Consider the following 14847-nt stretch of genomic DNA (forward strand, 5'->3'; position numbering starts at 1 on the left):
GCGTCTCCGTTGTCTTATGCATCACATCGCCTCTATTGCCCGCCGGACACCGTCGATCGCACTTCTTGGCGCATTATTTTCGTCGTAAAGATTAACGCGCTTCGTGCAAGCCGCGACGGGATCGGCCGCTTTCTCATCGCGCTCGCCGTATTTTTCCGACATGCCCCATACTGTCACGCCTTTCAAGTCGCCATGTTCGGCCGCCACGGTGATCACGTCACTGAAAATATCGGCGTAGGATGCCGGCGTGAAGGCTTTGTCGCGGTTCAGGAAGTGGCAGGACGCATCCAGTTCGGTGATGAAAACGCCGACACCCATGTCCTTCAGCGCCGCGCAGAAGCGCCCCATTCCTTCCGGATCGATCCGGTCGAGACCGGGGCGGAAATGCGCTTGCAGCCCCACCGCGTTGATCGGCGTTTTTTTTGCCACGAGATCCTCGACGATTTTCAAGATGCGCGCGCGCTTTTGTTCGAACACGTCGGATTTCTTCTCCAGATGCGTTTCGTTGAGCACCAGCGTTGCGCCGGGATTGGCCTGGTGCGCCATGTCGAAACTCATACGAATATAATCGTCGCCAAGAAGGCGTCGGAAAACACAATCCCGCAGATCCGGTGCATCATACTCCAACGGTTCGTTCACCACATCCCAAGCATCGATCGAGTTCTTATAGCGAGTGACAACCTGTTTTATATGACGGTTCATGGCCGCCTGAATGGTCTTTGCGTCCGTGATATCAGACACCCAGCCCGGGACGCGATACCAGATCAGCGTATGACCATAAACCCTCATGTTGTTTTTGCGTGCAAATGCAACCATGCGGTCGGCACTGCCGAAGCTGAAAACACCCGGTCTCTTTTCCGTCGCATTCCACTTCAGCTCGTTTCGCGGCGTTATCGAATTGACGTTGTCGATGTAGATCTCGGAAGCGATTGGATCGTTGATGTTTTGCAGGTCGATTGCCGATCCGAATCGGAACGATTTCTTGTCGGCAAGGGCGCGCAACCCTGCAGCGGCAGGCATCTGTGCCAGGGCCTGGCCCGTACGGACATACAACAGGGCGAGCGGAACCGAGGCGAGGAAACGTCTTCTATTCATTCTATCTCTCACTGTTAGCTTTTTTCATGTCCGCGGTGGAATTTGAAAGGCCGGACTCGTCGGCACCGATCCATCACAAGATTCGCGTTCAATTTAACAGAGTAATACAACCTCAAATATACTTTCCCCGCAGGGGATATTGTTAGTGTCTGCTAGACTTTTCAGCATATTCCAAGATATAAACCGCTCGGGGAGGGCGCTCGTGATGGAAGATTGGTCCAGCTATCTGATGAGCTATTTTCACATGGCATTTCAAAATGCCGTTTTTTTTATGGCGACCGTTCGAAACGGTCTGTCTCTCCTCGATGACTGGCAGTTCGCAGTCTTTGTTCTCGGCATCATCGGCATCATTTTCCTCCCGTTCGCAGCGCTGGTCAGAATGTCGTGGCGGTTGCGCCGATCGGAGATCGTCATTCGCTCGCTGAACGAAGACCTCGCGCAAGTCACGCAGGACCTCAATGTCGAGCGTGTCTGGCGCCTGGCAGGTGGGGACAGCACCGAACGGCCGAGTGCGGACAGTTTGAAAGAGCTCTACAAGATTCTGGCCAGACATCATGACGATGTAAGTCACATGGCGTGATAAGCCGGTGCTTGGGGTGAAGCCAGAAATCGAGAACATGTTCGCCTTTCTCCAGGTCGCGAAGATGCTCTATCTCTTTGTTTTCGCGCAAGTCCTGTGAAACCGTTGCGCAGTTTTGCTGATGCGAGGATTGAAAGAGTTTAAGCGTTCTTTGTGCGTCTGAAAGGACGCACGGGGCTCTAATGCCGGTGTTCCTGACTTTCTGCCGGGGCCTCGGCATCGGGAGGCCTGGAGACTGCTTCCGGTTGTAAGCTGTCGGTCTCGACCGCGGGGTCCGGCAATGGCAGCCATATTCTGCCTGAAAAATAATTTCTCGTTCTTTTCTGAGCTCCTGAAGTCGCATCCAGCGAGAGTGTGAAATTGTAATTCCCGGGATTGAGCACCTCGCGGGTGAAGCTGATGCTGGCTCCGAATCCGTCTTCCTTGATGTCCCTCAGATTCTTGATCGCGTTCAGGGTCTCGTGAAAATCGAGCCACTGCGGTTGCCGCAGCATGATTTCGAAAATCCGCAGGATGCCGGGATCGAGCTGGCCGTTTCGATCAGTCTCGGGATTGATGATTTTCACGCGCATATTGTTGATCGTGCCGGCGGCATTGCCGCGAACGATGACGAAGATGGACTTTGGGAGCTGATCCTTTTCCCGCTTGCCGCTCTGCTCGAAAAAGCACTCGAACGTATCGGCGTTGAAGCTCGCCGCTGCCCAATCGCTGGTTTCGATGCCGGCATTGCGCAGTGCCGCACACATTGCGGCGCCGGATATCCGCCATGTCCGCAGAAAAGTCGACGCGGTCTGTACCATCGGTGGTTCGATGGCATGCAAGGGAAGCGTAAAGGTGGCTGGGGGCGTCGGGCGGGGAAGGGCTTTGGGCGGAGGCGGCCTCACCTCATGGGGAAAGAGATCGAAGCCAAAATAATGACTGACTGTCTTTAAGTGTTTCATGTCGTTGGAAAGCAGCACCGTTCCCATGACCAGTGACAGGGAAATCGTCAGCAGCAACCAGAAGACCACGGGAATCCGCGGTTTCCCCACCGGTTGTTTCGCATATGCGGACGACGAAGTATCGGGCAAGCTTGTCTTCTCCGGCGTGCGAGAAGGGTTTCGATCGGGCGGCCTAGAGCATTTCCGTTTTTCTCCAAGCCACGGAACTCTCTATCTTTTTGTTTTTGCGCAACTCCGGACGCAAACCGCTGCGCACTTTTGCTGGAATTGCTCTAGATCCAGCATATACATTCAGCCGTTAAATATCTTTGGCTTCGTGTCGGCAATTGGGCACCTTTTTGCCTCGTCGTTATCAAGGGCGCGCCGCAGATTTCGGCGTAGGAGCTTCAACCCGATGTCGATTGGGAATCTCCAATATAGCTAGGGACAATCGCGGTGGCAGATGGCGAATGATCTCACTATTCAGTCTATTAATCGATTACCGTTATCTCGGTTTCCGCGTGATTTCGACAGATTATTGTTATTATTATTTTGATATGGATAGAATTTTCTAGATTATTTTCGAGCATACATAAATTTGTTACCTATATGCATTCATTTATATTGTGGTAATTGTCTATTTTCGCGCAAAAGTTTTATTTTTTATTATAAAATCGTAGATTATATTTTTGAATTCCTTGAAATTGAGCGGGTTTTGACGGTTTTTATCAAATTTTCGACGTATTCTTCGATAGGGTTTGCCGCGCAATCGCCGAGGGGAGGGATATGTCCGTCGAGCTAAACGCAGCCACCTATGTTCACGCCAAACCAACAACCGCGCACTCCTATATCTTGCCTGCCGTGCTCGACGTGCTGGAGAGCCATTTCGATGGTTCTGCAGAAAACGACGTCTTTGATTTGGGATGTGGTACCGGCGGGGCGGCAGCGGCTCTTGCCGAAAAGGGATATTATGTCGTCGGCGTCGATCCTTCCAGTGATGGCATCACCAAGGCCAATGTCAATTATCCCGATTTGCCGCTGAACGTCGGCTCGGCCTACGACGACCTTTCAAGGGAATATGGCACCTTCAATGCCGTCATCAGCCTGGAGGTCGTCGAGCATGTCTACGATCCGAGGGCCTTCACTGCGACGATGTACGATCTCGTCAAGCCGGGCGGCATCGCCGTGATGTCGACGCCCTATCACGGTTATCTGAAGAACCTTGCCCTGGCTGCGATGGGGAAAATGGACGACCACTTCATGCCATTGAAGGAACATGGGCATATTAAGTTCTGGTCGAAAAACACGCTGAGTATGCTGCTGCTGGATGCCGGCTTCGACAATGTTCGTTTTGAATATGTTGGAAGGATTCCCGTTTTCGCCAAGTCGATGATCGCCGTTGCCCAGAAGCCTCTAAGAGACGGTGTCGGAGCGGCATTGATTTCGGACGGCATTCGTCCGCTGCGACGTGCGTGATAGAGCGCGGGGGCATCCGCGCCAAATGGCGATGGCTGCGATAATCCACAGGTTGTTTTTTACTGTGTGCATTGCTGAAAAAAAATCTTAAGAAATATTTACTTTTAGTTGCATTCTTGCTTAAACTCTCCATTGTACAGCGGGGCGTGCTGATAAAGCGGGAGACTTATTCACATGAAGGCTAAATCGCCGAATTCGATCGACGTCTATGTTGGTAACCGCGTAAGAGTTCGGCGGAAGACGCTCGGGATGACCCAGAACGGCTTGGCCGAACTTCTGGGCATTACCTTCCAGCAGATCCAGAAATACGAAAAAGGAACGAATAGAATAGGCGCCAGCCGCCTTCAGCGCATATCCGAGATTCTTCGCGTGCCCGTCGGCTTTTTCTTCGAGAACGGCGGCTCCGGGCCGATCGACGGCCAGACCAATGAATTGAACAGCTTTTTGTCCTCGAAGGAGGGGCTGGCGCTCAACAAGGCATTCATCGCCATCGAGGACCCGAATATCAGGCAAAAGCTGGTGGCGTTGGCCAAAAGCCTGGCAGCCGCGGGGTTGCCTGACAGCGACAGTGAGTTGCACGATTCGGTTATGAACAGCTGAGGACGGATTGTGCTCCATCTGCAGACATTCGGCGATCTGCGGTTGATTGAGACGAATGGCGATCCGGTTCGCTATCCGATCAAGGGCCTGTTGATGATGGCCCATCTCTATGTCGGCGCAGGCCATGAACTCAGCCGTTATGAATTGGCTCAGTTTCTATGGAATGACGTCGAAGCTGATCTGGCGCGGCTCAATCTGCGCAAACTGCTTTCCCGCATCCGCGAGACAGACGGCGGACGCGCGGAAATGCCCTTTGATTTCACCGCCACCACGGTTCGTCTCAACACGCAGGCAGTTTCCAGCGATCTGGATATCTTTCGCACCGGCGGTTCGCCGCTGGAGCGGCTGAACGCGATCGCCGAACTGACCCAGCGCGGGTTCATCGGAAATATCAAACCAGCGACAAAGTTGATAGAAGCGTGGATCAGGGCGCAACGGGACGCTCAGGCGCTGCAGTTGCGGCAGGCACTGCTGGATGCGCTGCCGGACGCGCAAAAGCCCGGCGCGGCGCGCACCATTTCCAGCGCCGCCCTGCAGATCCTCGAACGGGATCCGAATGACGAGCAGGTCAGAGCCTTGCTGCACCGGCTATCCGGCGGTTCGTCCCTCAATGAGAGATTGCCGAACGGCGACGACCATGCCCGGGTACAGGTGAAGCGGTCAGAGGCCGGTGGTGAGACAGCTGCCGACATCGAACGTATATCGCCGATGCCGCTGATTTTGCCCCGCCTGGTGCTGCTTCCTCCGACATCGAAACATGCCGACGCCGGACTTGCGCTTGCCAACGCCCTGATCGAAGACGTCACGATCGAACTCTGTGCGCTACGAAACATTTCCATCGTCGCGCCGCATACGGCCGGCCAGATCCGCCGCGATTCCGAGAAGGCTGCAGTGGTTGCTCGTCACTCGATCGCCTATCTTCTGGATACGAGGCTTTCTGAAGAGGGATTATTCGCCCAGCTGGTTTATTTTCCCACGGACGAGATTATCTGGGCCAATCGCTTTGCGATGACGCCCGCTATATTGCCGCGCCAGAGACGGCTGATCGCGCAGCAACTGACCATGTCGGTGGCCCGCGAGCTGGCTGAAAACGAGGAAGAGCGCTTACGCTTCGAAGCCAATCCCGAGGCCTATCACGCCTATCTGGTCGGCTCGAGCCTGATGAGCAAATTGACATTGCCGCATATTCGCCGGGCAAGAAAGGCATTCAAGCAGTCGTTGTCGCATAAGGCGGATTTTTCTCCGTCATTTACCGGGTTGGCGAGGACCTTCACCAGCGAGTGGCTCGTGACGGCGCAGGGAAACAACGAGCTGCTGCATCTGGCGGAGCAGAATGCGCTTCGGGCCATCGAGCGGGATCCAGAATCGGCGGCGGGTCATCGCGAGCTTGGCGTCACCAAACTCTATCTAGGCGATGTCGATGCCAGTGTCGCCGCACTTCATCTGGCGGAAGAACTCAGTCCGCATTTTGCCGATGTCATCTACAGCCATGCCGACACGCTGGTGCATGCATCCCGCCCGGGCGATGCGCTCGCCAAGATCAAAAAGGCGATTTCGCTCAACCCGATCGCGCCTGACGCCTATCTCTGGTGTGCTGCGGGAGCGAGCTTCTTCCTGGAGCAATACGAGGAGGCCATCGCCTATGTCGAGGCGATGAAAGACAAAGCGCCGGCCCATCGCATCGCCGCGGCCAGTTGCGCAATGATCGGCGATCGAAAACGGGCGCTTTTCCATCGGCAACGGGCCGAAAGCATCAACCCGGTCTTCGACGTCGAGAAGTGGCTCGCCATCGTCCCCTTCAAGGAGCATTGGCAAAAAGAGCTATATCGGGAGGGCCTATTGAAGGCCGGTTTTTAACAATAACTTAGGGGCGTTACATGGCGAAAGCTGTCATTATAGGTATACCCGGTGAGGCGGGTCTTTGGCTTGCCGATCTCGGCGCGGGTACGGTCAAGCCTCTCAATCCGACGGGGGATTTGGCGACCGCGAACGACCTGCGCAAAGCCGGCGGCACATTTGTGAAGGGCGTCGACCTTGCCGTTGCCGTTTCGTCGGCGCAGGTTGCCCTCTCCGGTCACGTCGACGGCTGAGCCGGCATTCTGACGGATCGGTCCATATATTCCGACAGGATCATGTCGCCGCGGGAAACCCTTTCCCGCGTCGAACCTTTTTTGGCCGGGTTCGGCATTACCAGGGTTGCGCGACATACCGGACTGGACGACATCGGAATCCCCGTCTGGTGCGCATACGCTCCGAATTCCCGCTCGATCGTGATTGCTCAGGGAAAGGGCCTGACCGATCTCGATGCCAAAGTATCCACCGTCATGGAAGCCCTCGAACGAGCGGTTGCCGGCGAACCCTCCGTCGATCTCGTCCGCGGCACCTCTTTCCGTCTGCAGGCGATGGGACGCAAGACCGACACGCTGAACTGCCTGACCGCTCTTCATAAACCCGATCTTGGACCGGAGGAGGAGACGGAATGGGTTGCCGGCGTCAATATCCTCACCGGCGAGGAGGTCTATGTCCCCTTTGAAGCGGTGGTGCTCGACCGCACACGTGACGCGCGATACTGGATGTCTTCAGACGGCCTGGCGTCGGGCAACGATGCCGAGGAGGCGATCTTTCATGGCGTCCTGGAGCGTATCGAGCGTGACGCCCATGTGCTGTGGCAGGTGGGCGCGGAAGCAGATCGTTATGCCGCCTGCGTCGATCCCCGCGGCTTCCAGGACGTTGCTTTGGACGGGCTGATCGACAAGATCGAAACATCAGGATTGGCGCTCAGGCTCTTCGATATCACCAGCGACATCGCAATCCCCTGTTTCACCGCCATGCTGGGGCCTGGAGATCTCGTGCCTGGCTCCCGGGATCTTCACGGAGACAGGGACATTCGCCTCGTCGAGGTGACCGGCGGCACCGGCGCTCACCCGTCTCCCGTGCGCGCGGCCATTCGGGCGGTGACGGAAGCCGTGCAATCGCGGTTGACCTATATCAGCGGAGCCCGGGACGATATCTCTCCCGCAACTTTCTCACGATGCTTGCCGCCGCTGATGCGGCAGGCCTTCGCTGCGGTTGCTGCACCGCCGGCTGCCGCCATCGGCCTTGATGGGATGGCCGGACATGAGCAGCAGGATCTGGCCCGCTTGCTGCAGCATGTGCTTGACCGGCTACGCAACAGGCGGATCGCTTCGGTGATCGCCGTGCGCCTCAGCGACGACACGCTTCCCTTCAGTGTCGTCAAGGTTGTCATTCCCGAGCTCGAAAATCCGGAGGGGGAGCGTGCCCAGCGGTTCGGAACGAGGGCGCTTGCCAGGGCAATAGGGTTTTGAAGATCATTTTCGCAGGTCCCAGTCTTCCCGATGCGGCGTCGCTTGCAGGCGAGGGGATATGCGTCCTGCCGCCTGCGACGCAGGGCGATGTCTTCGCGGCGGTGGAACAGGGCGCCAATGTCATCGGCCTGATCGACGGCGGCTTCGAATATGCCGCACCGGTCTGGCACAAGGAAATTCTCCATGCTCTGTCGCTGGGCGTCGCGGTTCTCGGGGCGGCAAGCATGGGCGCGTTGCGCGCTGCCGAATGCCATCCGTTCGGTATGATCGGGATCGGCCGCATTTTCGAAGACTATCGCATCGGCCGGCTGGTCGAGGATGCCGCCGTCGCACTCACGCACGCCCCCAGCGCGCTGGGCAGCAAAGCGCTGACGGTACCGCTCGTCAATGTCAGCGCAACGCTCGATGTGATGGAGGATCGCGGACTGCTGGAAAGTCGGTTGCGCCAACAGCTGGAAGATGCCGCAGGCGCGATATTCTTCAAGAAGCGAACGTGGCGGGCGGTCGTCGAGCAATGTGCAGGGCTGCCCGAGCCGGATCGTCCGCGACTGCTGGCGGCACTTCTGTCGAATGCCGTCGACCAGAAACGCATCGATGCCTTGGAATTGCTGAAAGCCGTGCAGGACGTTCGCGATATTCGCTCGAATGCCGATCTGCCCTGGAAAGTGCACGAAACTTCGTTCCAGACGCGACCTGCATTGTGAACCGAAGCTGGCAATAGTCACCGAGGGTTGTGTCACGCTTTTTTCACGGGGTGGATCACGTCCAGGCGCGTATCATTCCCTCAATTCATTGGAGAAATGGGGCATGGGCGTGACATCGGTTGTCAAGGTAGAAGCAGACCATGGGGCGGAAGACGGTCTGGAAGAGCTCGTCGCATTGGCGCGGATGATCGCCTATGCGCGACAAGTCGCCCAGGATGTCAAACTGCCGTTCGCGACGAATTGCCTCGACCTTGCGCTCGAGGCAGTGAAGCAGGAGGTCGGGGAGGGCTTGACCAGGGAATTGGCTGAATTGAGCTCCCCGGTTCCGCAAGTGAGCGTGAGAAGCCATTAGACCGGCGTGCGTCCGATCGGACGCGCTGGAACGCTCTACCACTTCAAATCCATGCATAACCCCGAAAATCAGCATTTTCGGGGTTATGCATGTGTTGGTGTCCAGTGAGCGGTCAATCGAAATCCACACTGTGAGCTGGCGCGAATTGTAGATTAGGAGAAGCCCGGCTCGTTCTGGGTCGGGCGCATGCGCTGTTGAGTGTGGTTGGCGTTGTATTCAGAAGCTGTTCGACGTCATGGCTCGGATGGTTTCGGCGCAAGCGGTAAACGATTCCGTTGACGTTGCCTCCGGGCAGGGAAGCGGCGGCGATTTTGGGTCTCACACATCGTGCGGACGATCGGCCGATTGACGGCCGATCCATTGACCTCAATGGGTCAAATTGCGCTTCTGGGCCAGCAGTAAAATGTAATCGTCGGCAATGTCTGCGATCGCCATTGCGACTTCCGCCGGATCGCATCCCTCGACCTTCGTATTTGCAATGAACTGATAGACCGCCTTTTCGATCTGCTTCCGGCAGATCATCACGCGCTCATCGTAACCAAATTCCGGAATCTGCGATGCCATATCACTCATCAGGTCGGCTCCCTCGCTACTTACAGTGACCATGACACAAATTATAAGTTGAGCAAGCAAATGCTTTATGAAGGGTTAATTCGCGGGCGCGGTGCGACCATTTCGACACAGGTCGGGGCATGCCGGGGGCCTCCGATGTAATGAATCAGGACTGTCCAACTTCGCCCAAGCATATCGGTTGTTTCGTTTCGGGCGGCTCACCAAGAGGATAGGCATTTCTTACGCCGCGAGTTTTGCGCCGGTATTTCCATTGGCCAGTACAGCCTCTTATGCCGGCGTTTGAAATGACAGACCGAATGCCGTTGGCCGAATTGGCCGGTCCAGTTCGTATCGAACTATGTAATATCTTTATGTATCAGGGTGTTAATGTTTCGTGCAGCGGTGTTGAATTGCATCGGCAACTCTTCCACGCGCGGCCAGCCCAGGACCACTGAGCCATCGGCCGTAACAACATCACCAGTGTGCCGGCAGGTTGTCGGATCGTTGAGAACCGGGGGAGGGAAATAACTTTCGGGAGATTTCCAGCCCTCGCGCGAAAACTAAACGCCGATGCTTGTGAAACGAAGGAACTAATTAAAGCGGTAGCGATAATTGAGTATAACAAATAAAATTTATCAAAAGGTAAAAATTATGATTTTCAGATAATGGTTGTATTTAAATATCAATTTTAAGACGATTAAAATTATATCAAGAAATAATCATTGGACGTATTATTCTTAATGACGGCATCGATAATTATCAATTTCTATTGAAAAACAATATCAACTTTATGACGGATTGCTCCGTCTCCGACATTTCATTGCAGATGTCAAAATATCGCCCGCTCAATTGAAATTTTGATCGAAATATTAAGCAGGAGAGCCGGCACTTCGACCTTCACCTGCCGATGATGCGGGATTTTCTCATCAAGCCGATCTCAACAGCGTAATATCGTCATCCGAAGTCAGATCTATCTATGCTGATGCAGTGATAATGGCGACCGCATTTGTGCAACCAGCCGAGACGCAAAGTGGAGGACCCGCCGGGGTGGTGACGGGTCCTCCAGTCGGAATGCCTGCACAGTGCGTAGGTATGATTTCAGTTAAATTCGACATTGTCGAAGATCATTATTGGGGTAGTTCTTTTTTTCTGTAGATTACTCTCTTTTTTAGCAATTGATATTCTGCATTGATATAAAAGTTCGTAGTACAAAATAGCGAGATAGTCACAAGCTGATGGAAAGGAAGGGTTGTCAAACCTTTGGATGTTTGACGGTGCTCGATCTCTCCGGCGCGACATAGCGGCCGAGAAATGAGGTCGCCGCAGAGCGTTTGCCAGACCGATCGATCTCAGACAGGCGGCTGAGCAATGTCTTCGTTCTGAAGCGAGACCAACCGCCGACCAATGGGAGAAGCGGGTCTATCTCTTCGAATTTCCTGAGATTCTTTTGCTTTTGTTCCCTAGCCGGCCAGACTTTCGACAACGCCCTGCGTATGGCTCTGTCAGCTTTTGAAAAGAGCAATCTGGCGAGGATCCCGGAGGCGAGCATTGGGCTATGATGATAAATGTGTTTGAGCGAGGTCGCAGCGCTGGACCAATCTTTCAAAGCGGCAAATTTTGAAAATGCATAAAGATGCGCCGACGCGCGGGCGCAGCTGACGACAAAAGCCGGAAGCTGGGGATTGCGAGCGATACATTGCTCGGTCACCGCCAGGAGCGATCGCGCCATCCGCGACCTGTTCGAAGACATGGCTGCGGAATGTGAGCGATAGCCCACCAGACCCAACGGCACCGTCTCGATCTTGAAATGTTCAGCGGTGCGGAGTTCGAAATCGAAATCCTCGCATCCTCCAATTCCCTTCCTGGCATAGCTTGAATCGTAGCCGCCGATCTTGTCGATAACAGCGCGGCGAACCATGAAGCCGCTGCCGTTGCCGACGAAGCGGAATACGAGATGACGGTTGAGGATGCTGTCCCGGGCGTTCAGCGACGAGCCGGATCTCGTGCAATATCCTTCGGTATCGATGAAGCGGTGAAGGGCATAGACCGCGCCCCAGGCGTCCGGCAGGGGGTGGAGAGCCGCAAGCATTCTTTCAACATAGGTCGGATGCCATATGTCGTCCGCATCGAGGAAGGCGATATAGGCGGATTTCGATGCTTCGATCCCGGTATTGCGGGCCGCAGCGACGCCACGGTTTTCGGTCGACAGAATTCGGATCCTTGAATCACTGGCGGCGAAACGGCGACAGATCGAGGCTGTCTCGTCCGTCGAGCCGTCGTCGACGATGATGATCTCCAGCGCCTTGTGGGTCTGGTCGCTGACGGACTGGAGCGTGTGGGCAAGGTAGGGGCTGGCGTTATAAGCAGGGATAATGACGGCCACTTGAATGCGGGATTTGGTTGGCATCTCCATCTCCGTCACCCGAGCTTGGATGTTGGGGTGGGCGGGCGGAGATCGATCCGGTTCTTCATCAGCCTGGCCACAGCGGGCCGATGGCTGACGACAATCAGCGTTCTGCCAGCATCTTCTTTCATTGCCGAAAACACCCGCATCTCGGTCTCTTCGTCGAGCGCGCTTGTTGCTTCGTCCAACAGCAGGATCTGAGGCCGGCTGGCGAGCGCGCGCGCCAGACCTATGCGCTGCCTTTGCCCGCCCGAAAGCCGGATCGCCTCGTCGCCCAGCCATTCATCAAAGCCATACGGCAGATCTTTGATGAACTCCGTTGCGCAGGCCACATCGGCCGCCCAGCGGATATCCTGCTCCGAGATATCGCGACGAAACCGGATGTTGTCGAGGACCGTGCCCTCCATCAGTTCAACATCCTGGCCGGACACGGAGAGCAGTTGCAGCCAGCTGGACCGGTCGATGGTTGTCAGATCCCTTCCGTCGACCGTGATCCGGCCCTGGGTCGGCGGATTGAGATCGAGAATCATGTTGAGGATTGTGGTTTTGCCGGAGCCACTCGGCCCCGTCAGGGCCGTCGTCTCGCCTGCTCTGATTGCGAAGCTGAGGTCGTCAACAGCCGGGGCGTTCGACCGCTCATAGGCAAACGAGACGTTGTGGAAGACAATCGCCTCCGCCAGGCGGCTTACCTTATCCCCTTGCGAGGTCTGCTTGATGTCATCCTTTTCTGAAAGCAGCGCCAGGACGTTTTGCAGGGACGCTTCCATCTCGTAAAGGCTGAGAATCTGAGAATCAAATCCCTTGATATGCGGCTGAAGCCTGTAGAGAAGGATCGTGGCCGAGAGCGCCGCCTTGAAATCGACCGGCAGGAATTCCGAGGACAGAATGATCGTCAGGATGACCCCGAAGGTCAGGATTTCGCTGAGAAGCGAGGTTATCGCTCCCATCCAGTCCGACCGGCGCCAGGTCTGGCCGACGTCGTTGGAAAGCGCCTCGAAGAGTTGTTGGTGGCGCTTTTCCATGCCGAAGCTTTTGACGGCCTTCAAAGTCTGTAGCGTCGTCCAGCTCAACTGTGTCAAGGCTTCGACGGCAGCCAGTGCAGAGGCACCGAGACGGCGGTAGGCACCGGCAAAGAAACCCAATACAAAATTATGGATGAAGCCGAAGGCGACCGCGAGCAACGCGATCGGCCAGGCGATGACCAGCATGCCGACGCCGAAGATCACGATCGTACCGAAATTGACCCCCAGACGGACGAGGCTGGCATGCGCCGACGACACCGCATAGGATTCTGTGGCAATGACGTTGATCAGGTCGCTGCGCTCATAGTCTTGAAAGCGTTGGAAAGGCATGGTCAAGACCTTGGCGTAGAGGCGGTCTCGCATACGGTCGCTAATTCGGTGGTTCACTGCGCTTGCAATCAGCGAATTGGCGCATCCCAAAAAAATCCGGAACAGGATGGAGCCGATGAGAATGCCGATCAGGACAGGCTTCGAAAGACTGAGGTCAATGCCGCCAAAAAACGCTGGAAGCCATGCCACGGCGGAGCCGGAAACGGGACCTTGCTGCCCGAGAAGAAAGACGAGGCTGACCAGAAAGGTGATGCCGACCATTTCCGAGAACCCTGTGAGAATTCCCAGGATGATCATCACCGTCATCTTAAGCCGCAGCGCCGGTACGAGTTGCCGAAGCTCGCGAAACCGAGACGCGACGACCAGGTTGTAGGCCCTTGCGGGCATAGCGGATGGCGGCTTTCGAAACCTATTCATTGTCGACCATCCGCGAAGAAGTCAGGCTTATTGCCTCCCTGGCAGGAGTGGCGGCGAAACGATCGCTGAATGCTGTTCCGGGTTGCGGCAGGGGCGCGCTCCCGACGCGGATTTTCGGCCGCGCCGAAGACGTGCCGAGGGCGCGCTTTGCCGTCCGCAGGCCGCGTTTTGCTTGGCGCCAGCCCTGCTGCACGCCATGGACGATGAGGCGCAAGGAATATTTTCTCACCATCATCGGCGCCAGTTTTTTGACCTGGGCAAAATCGTTGTCGAGAAGCGCCTTTGTGAAATACCAGCGTGCGGTGTTGAACTCGGCTGTCTGGATGTCGCGCGTAAACTGCGGATAGCGCGTGATGATCGGGGCCATCACTAGGGCGTGGGACTTCAGCATCCTGTAGGCGTTGCTGGACATATTTCCCTTGGTAAAGCGATAACCGGTCAGGAAATCGGGAACCAGCGCAAAGGGCAAGGTTTCGGCCAAGGCCAGATAAAGTTTCAGATCCTCACATCCCTCGGCGCCGTTGTCGCGCAGGCTGGCGTCATAGCCGCCGCAGCGAAGAATGTCCGCCCGCGGCATCAAGGGTGTGCTGCCATTGCCGATGAAATTTTCCCTCAACAGAGGTTCGAAGATAGTCCCTTGATGCAGGACTGGCCGCGAATTACCGAAAATGATGCCGTTTTCGTCGATCGCCGCATACCAATTGTAGGCGACCCCGTGTCCGTCCGGAAATTTCCTTAGTGCCTCGAGCTGGAGTTCGATTTTGCGAGGGTGCCATAAATCATCAGCATCGACGGGGGCTATATAAAGGCCGCGTGCGTCCTCGATACCATGGTTGCGTGCGCGCGCAACCCCACCATTCTCCTGGCGGAGAACACGGACACGGCGATCGGTCAGGCTGTAGTCGCTCGCTAGATCGAAGGTACCGTCCCGCGATCCGTCGTCGACCACAAGGATTTCGAGCTTGTCATAGGACTGGCTGGAGACGCTTCTCAATGTTTCGGCAAGCGTCTTCTCAGCGTTGTAAGCCGGTATGACGACGGTGATGAGAGGGGCCGCAACGCCGATCAT

Annotated in this window: 14 protein-coding genes; 8 read left to right on the forward strand and 6 right to left on the reverse strand. The window is 55.9% G+C overall.

What is annotated here, in order from left to right:
* Window positions 1–21 precede the first annotated feature (21 nt).
* Complete coding sequence (locus C3Y91_RS21860; RefSeq protein ID WP_075225041.1) at window positions 22–1095, reverse strand: endo-1,4-beta-xylanase; 1074 nt, start codon at window positions 1093–1095, stop codon at window positions 22–24.
* A gap of 139 nt (window positions 1096–1234) precedes the next feature.
* Here C3Y91_RS21860 and C3Y91_RS21865 point away from each other — a divergent pair, with 139 nt between their 5' ends.
* Window positions 1235–1675 carry a hypothetical protein gene (locus C3Y91_RS21865; RefSeq protein ID WP_018073811.1) on the forward strand — a complete coding sequence of 147 codons (441 nt, stop codon included), beginning with the start codon at window positions 1235–1237 and terminating at the stop codon, window positions 1673–1675.
* 179 nt (window positions 1676–1854) lie between these two features.
* Here C3Y91_RS21865 and C3Y91_RS21870 read toward each other — a convergent pair whose 3' ends face one another.
* Entirely contained in the window at window positions 1855–2745 is an 891-nt protein-coding gene (locus C3Y91_RS21870) for a DUF6030 family protein (RefSeq protein WP_168575782.1), read from the reverse strand.
* Between the two features lie 636 nt (window positions 2746–3381).
* Here C3Y91_RS21870 and C3Y91_RS21875 point away from each other — a divergent pair.
* The 7 genes from C3Y91_RS21875 (at window position 3382) to C3Y91_RS21905 (ending at window position 9053) form a co-directional block, all read left to right on the forward strand.
* Window positions 3382–4071 (forward strand): class I SAM-dependent methyltransferase, encoded by a 690-nt coding sequence (locus tag C3Y91_RS21875; RefSeq protein WP_075225043.1) that lies wholly within the window; start codon window positions 3382–3384, stop codon window positions 4069–4071.
* 174 nt (window positions 4072–4245) lie between these two features.
* A complete protein-coding gene (locus tag C3Y91_RS21880) occupies window positions 4246–4671 on the forward strand; it encodes a helix-turn-helix domain-containing protein (protein ID WP_018073814.1) in 426 nt (141 codons plus the stop codon).
* 9 nt (window positions 4672–4680) lie between these two features.
* Complete coding sequence (locus C3Y91_RS21885; RefSeq protein WP_018073815.1) at window positions 4681–6528, forward strand: peptide antibiotic resistance protein; 1848 nt, start codon at window positions 4681–4683, stop codon at window positions 6526–6528.
* A gap of 20 nt (window positions 6529–6548) precedes the next feature.
* The gene (locus C3Y91_RS21890) at window positions 6549–6761 is read left to right on the forward strand and encodes a hypothetical protein (protein WP_018073816.1); all 213 of its coding nucleotides are present in this window, start codon (window positions 6549–6551) and stop codon (window positions 6759–6761) included.
* 42 nt (window positions 6762–6803) lie between these two features.
* Window positions 6804–7997 carry a YcaO-like family protein gene (locus C3Y91_RS21895; RefSeq protein WP_130664963.1) on the forward strand — a complete coding sequence of 398 codons (1194 nt, stop codon included), beginning with the start codon at window positions 6804–6806 and terminating at the stop codon, window positions 7995–7997.
* Window positions 7994–8701: a TfuA-like protein gene (locus tag C3Y91_RS21900; RefSeq protein ID WP_130682176.1), complete on the forward strand. Its 708-nt coding sequence runs from the start codon at window positions 7994–7996 to the stop codon at window positions 8699–8701. The genes C3Y91_RS21895 and C3Y91_RS21900 overlap by 4 nt, the downstream gene beginning before the upstream one ends.
* A 103-nt stretch (window positions 8702–8804) precedes the next feature.
* Complete coding sequence (locus C3Y91_RS21905; RefSeq protein ID WP_130664961.1) at window positions 8805–9053, forward strand: hypothetical protein; 249 nt, start codon at window positions 8805–8807, stop codon at window positions 9051–9053.
* Between the two features lie 366 nt (window positions 9054–9419).
* On the opposite strand, the gene C3Y91_RS21910 is transcribed toward C3Y91_RS21905, so the two are convergent.
* The 4 genes from C3Y91_RS21910 to C3Y91_RS21925 all read right to left on the reverse strand — a co-directional run bounded on the left by C3Y91_RS21910 (window position 9420) and on the right by C3Y91_RS21925 (window position 14847).
* On the reverse strand, window positions 9420–9626 hold the full coding sequence (locus tag C3Y91_RS21910) for a hypothetical protein (RefSeq protein ID WP_004676311.1): 207 nt from the start codon (window positions 9624–9626) through the stop codon (window positions 9420–9422).
* A 1231-nt stretch (window positions 9627–10857) separates the two neighbouring features.
* The gene (locus C3Y91_RS21915; RefSeq protein ID WP_130664960.1) at window positions 10858–12027 is read right to left on the reverse strand and encodes a glycosyltransferase family 2 protein; all 1170 of its coding nucleotides are present in this window, start codon (window positions 12025–12027) and stop codon (window positions 10858–10860) included.
* Window positions 12024–13778 carry an ABC transporter ATP-binding protein gene (locus C3Y91_RS21920; protein WP_168575783.1) on the reverse strand — a complete coding sequence of 585 codons (1755 nt, stop codon included), beginning with the start codon at window positions 13776–13778 and terminating at the stop codon, window positions 12024–12026. Before C3Y91_RS21920 ends, C3Y91_RS21915 begins: the two co-directional genes overlap by 4 nt.
* Window positions 13771–14847 carry a glycosyltransferase family 2 protein gene (locus C3Y91_RS21925; RefSeq protein ID WP_018073821.1) on the reverse strand — a complete coding sequence of 359 codons (1077 nt, stop codon included), beginning with the start codon at window positions 14845–14847 and terminating at the stop codon, window positions 13771–13773. The genes C3Y91_RS21920 and C3Y91_RS21925 overlap by 8 nt, the downstream gene beginning before the upstream one ends.

Source organism: Rhizobium ruizarguesonis, assembly GCF_012349115.1.
Taxonomy (GTDB): domain Bacteria; phylum Pseudomonadota; class Alphaproteobacteria; order Rhizobiales; family Rhizobiaceae; genus Rhizobium; species Rhizobium ruizarguesonis.

Coding starts and splice junctions, on each gene's coding strand:
- C3Y91_RS21860 (WP_075225041.1), bottom strand. CDS start 1,095: ATGAATAGAAGACGTTTCCTCGCCTCGGTTCCGCTCGCCCTGTTGTAT.
- C3Y91_RS21875 (WP_075225043.1), top strand. CDS start 3,382: ATGTCCGTCGAGCTAAACGCAGCCACCTATGTTCACGCCAAACCAACA.
- C3Y91_RS21880 (WP_018073814.1), top strand. CDS start 4,246: ATGAAGGCTAAATCGCCGAATTCGATCGACGTCTATGTTGGTAACCGC.
- C3Y91_RS21890 (WP_018073816.1), top strand. CDS start 6,549: ATGGCGAAAGCTGTCATTATAGGTATACCCGGTGAGGCGGGTCTTTGG.
- C3Y91_RS21895 (WP_130664963.1), top strand. CDS start 6,804: ATGTCGCCGCGGGAAACCCTTTCCCGCGTCGAACCTTTTTTGGCCGGG.
- C3Y91_RS21905 (WP_130664961.1), top strand. CDS start 8,805: ATGGGCGTGACATCGGTTGTCAAGGTAGAAGCAGACCATGGGGCGGAA.
- C3Y91_RS21910 (WP_004676311.1), bottom strand. CDS start 9,626: ATGAGTGATATGGCATCGCAGATTCCGGAATTTGGTTACGATGAGCGC.
- C3Y91_RS21920 (WP_168575783.1), bottom strand. CDS start 13,778: ATGAATAGGTTTCGAAAGCCGCCATCCGCTATGCCCGCAAGGGCCTAC.
- C3Y91_RS21925 (WP_018073821.1), bottom strand. CDS start 14,847: ATGATCGGCGTTGCGGCCCCTCTCATCACCGTCGTCATACCGGCTTAC.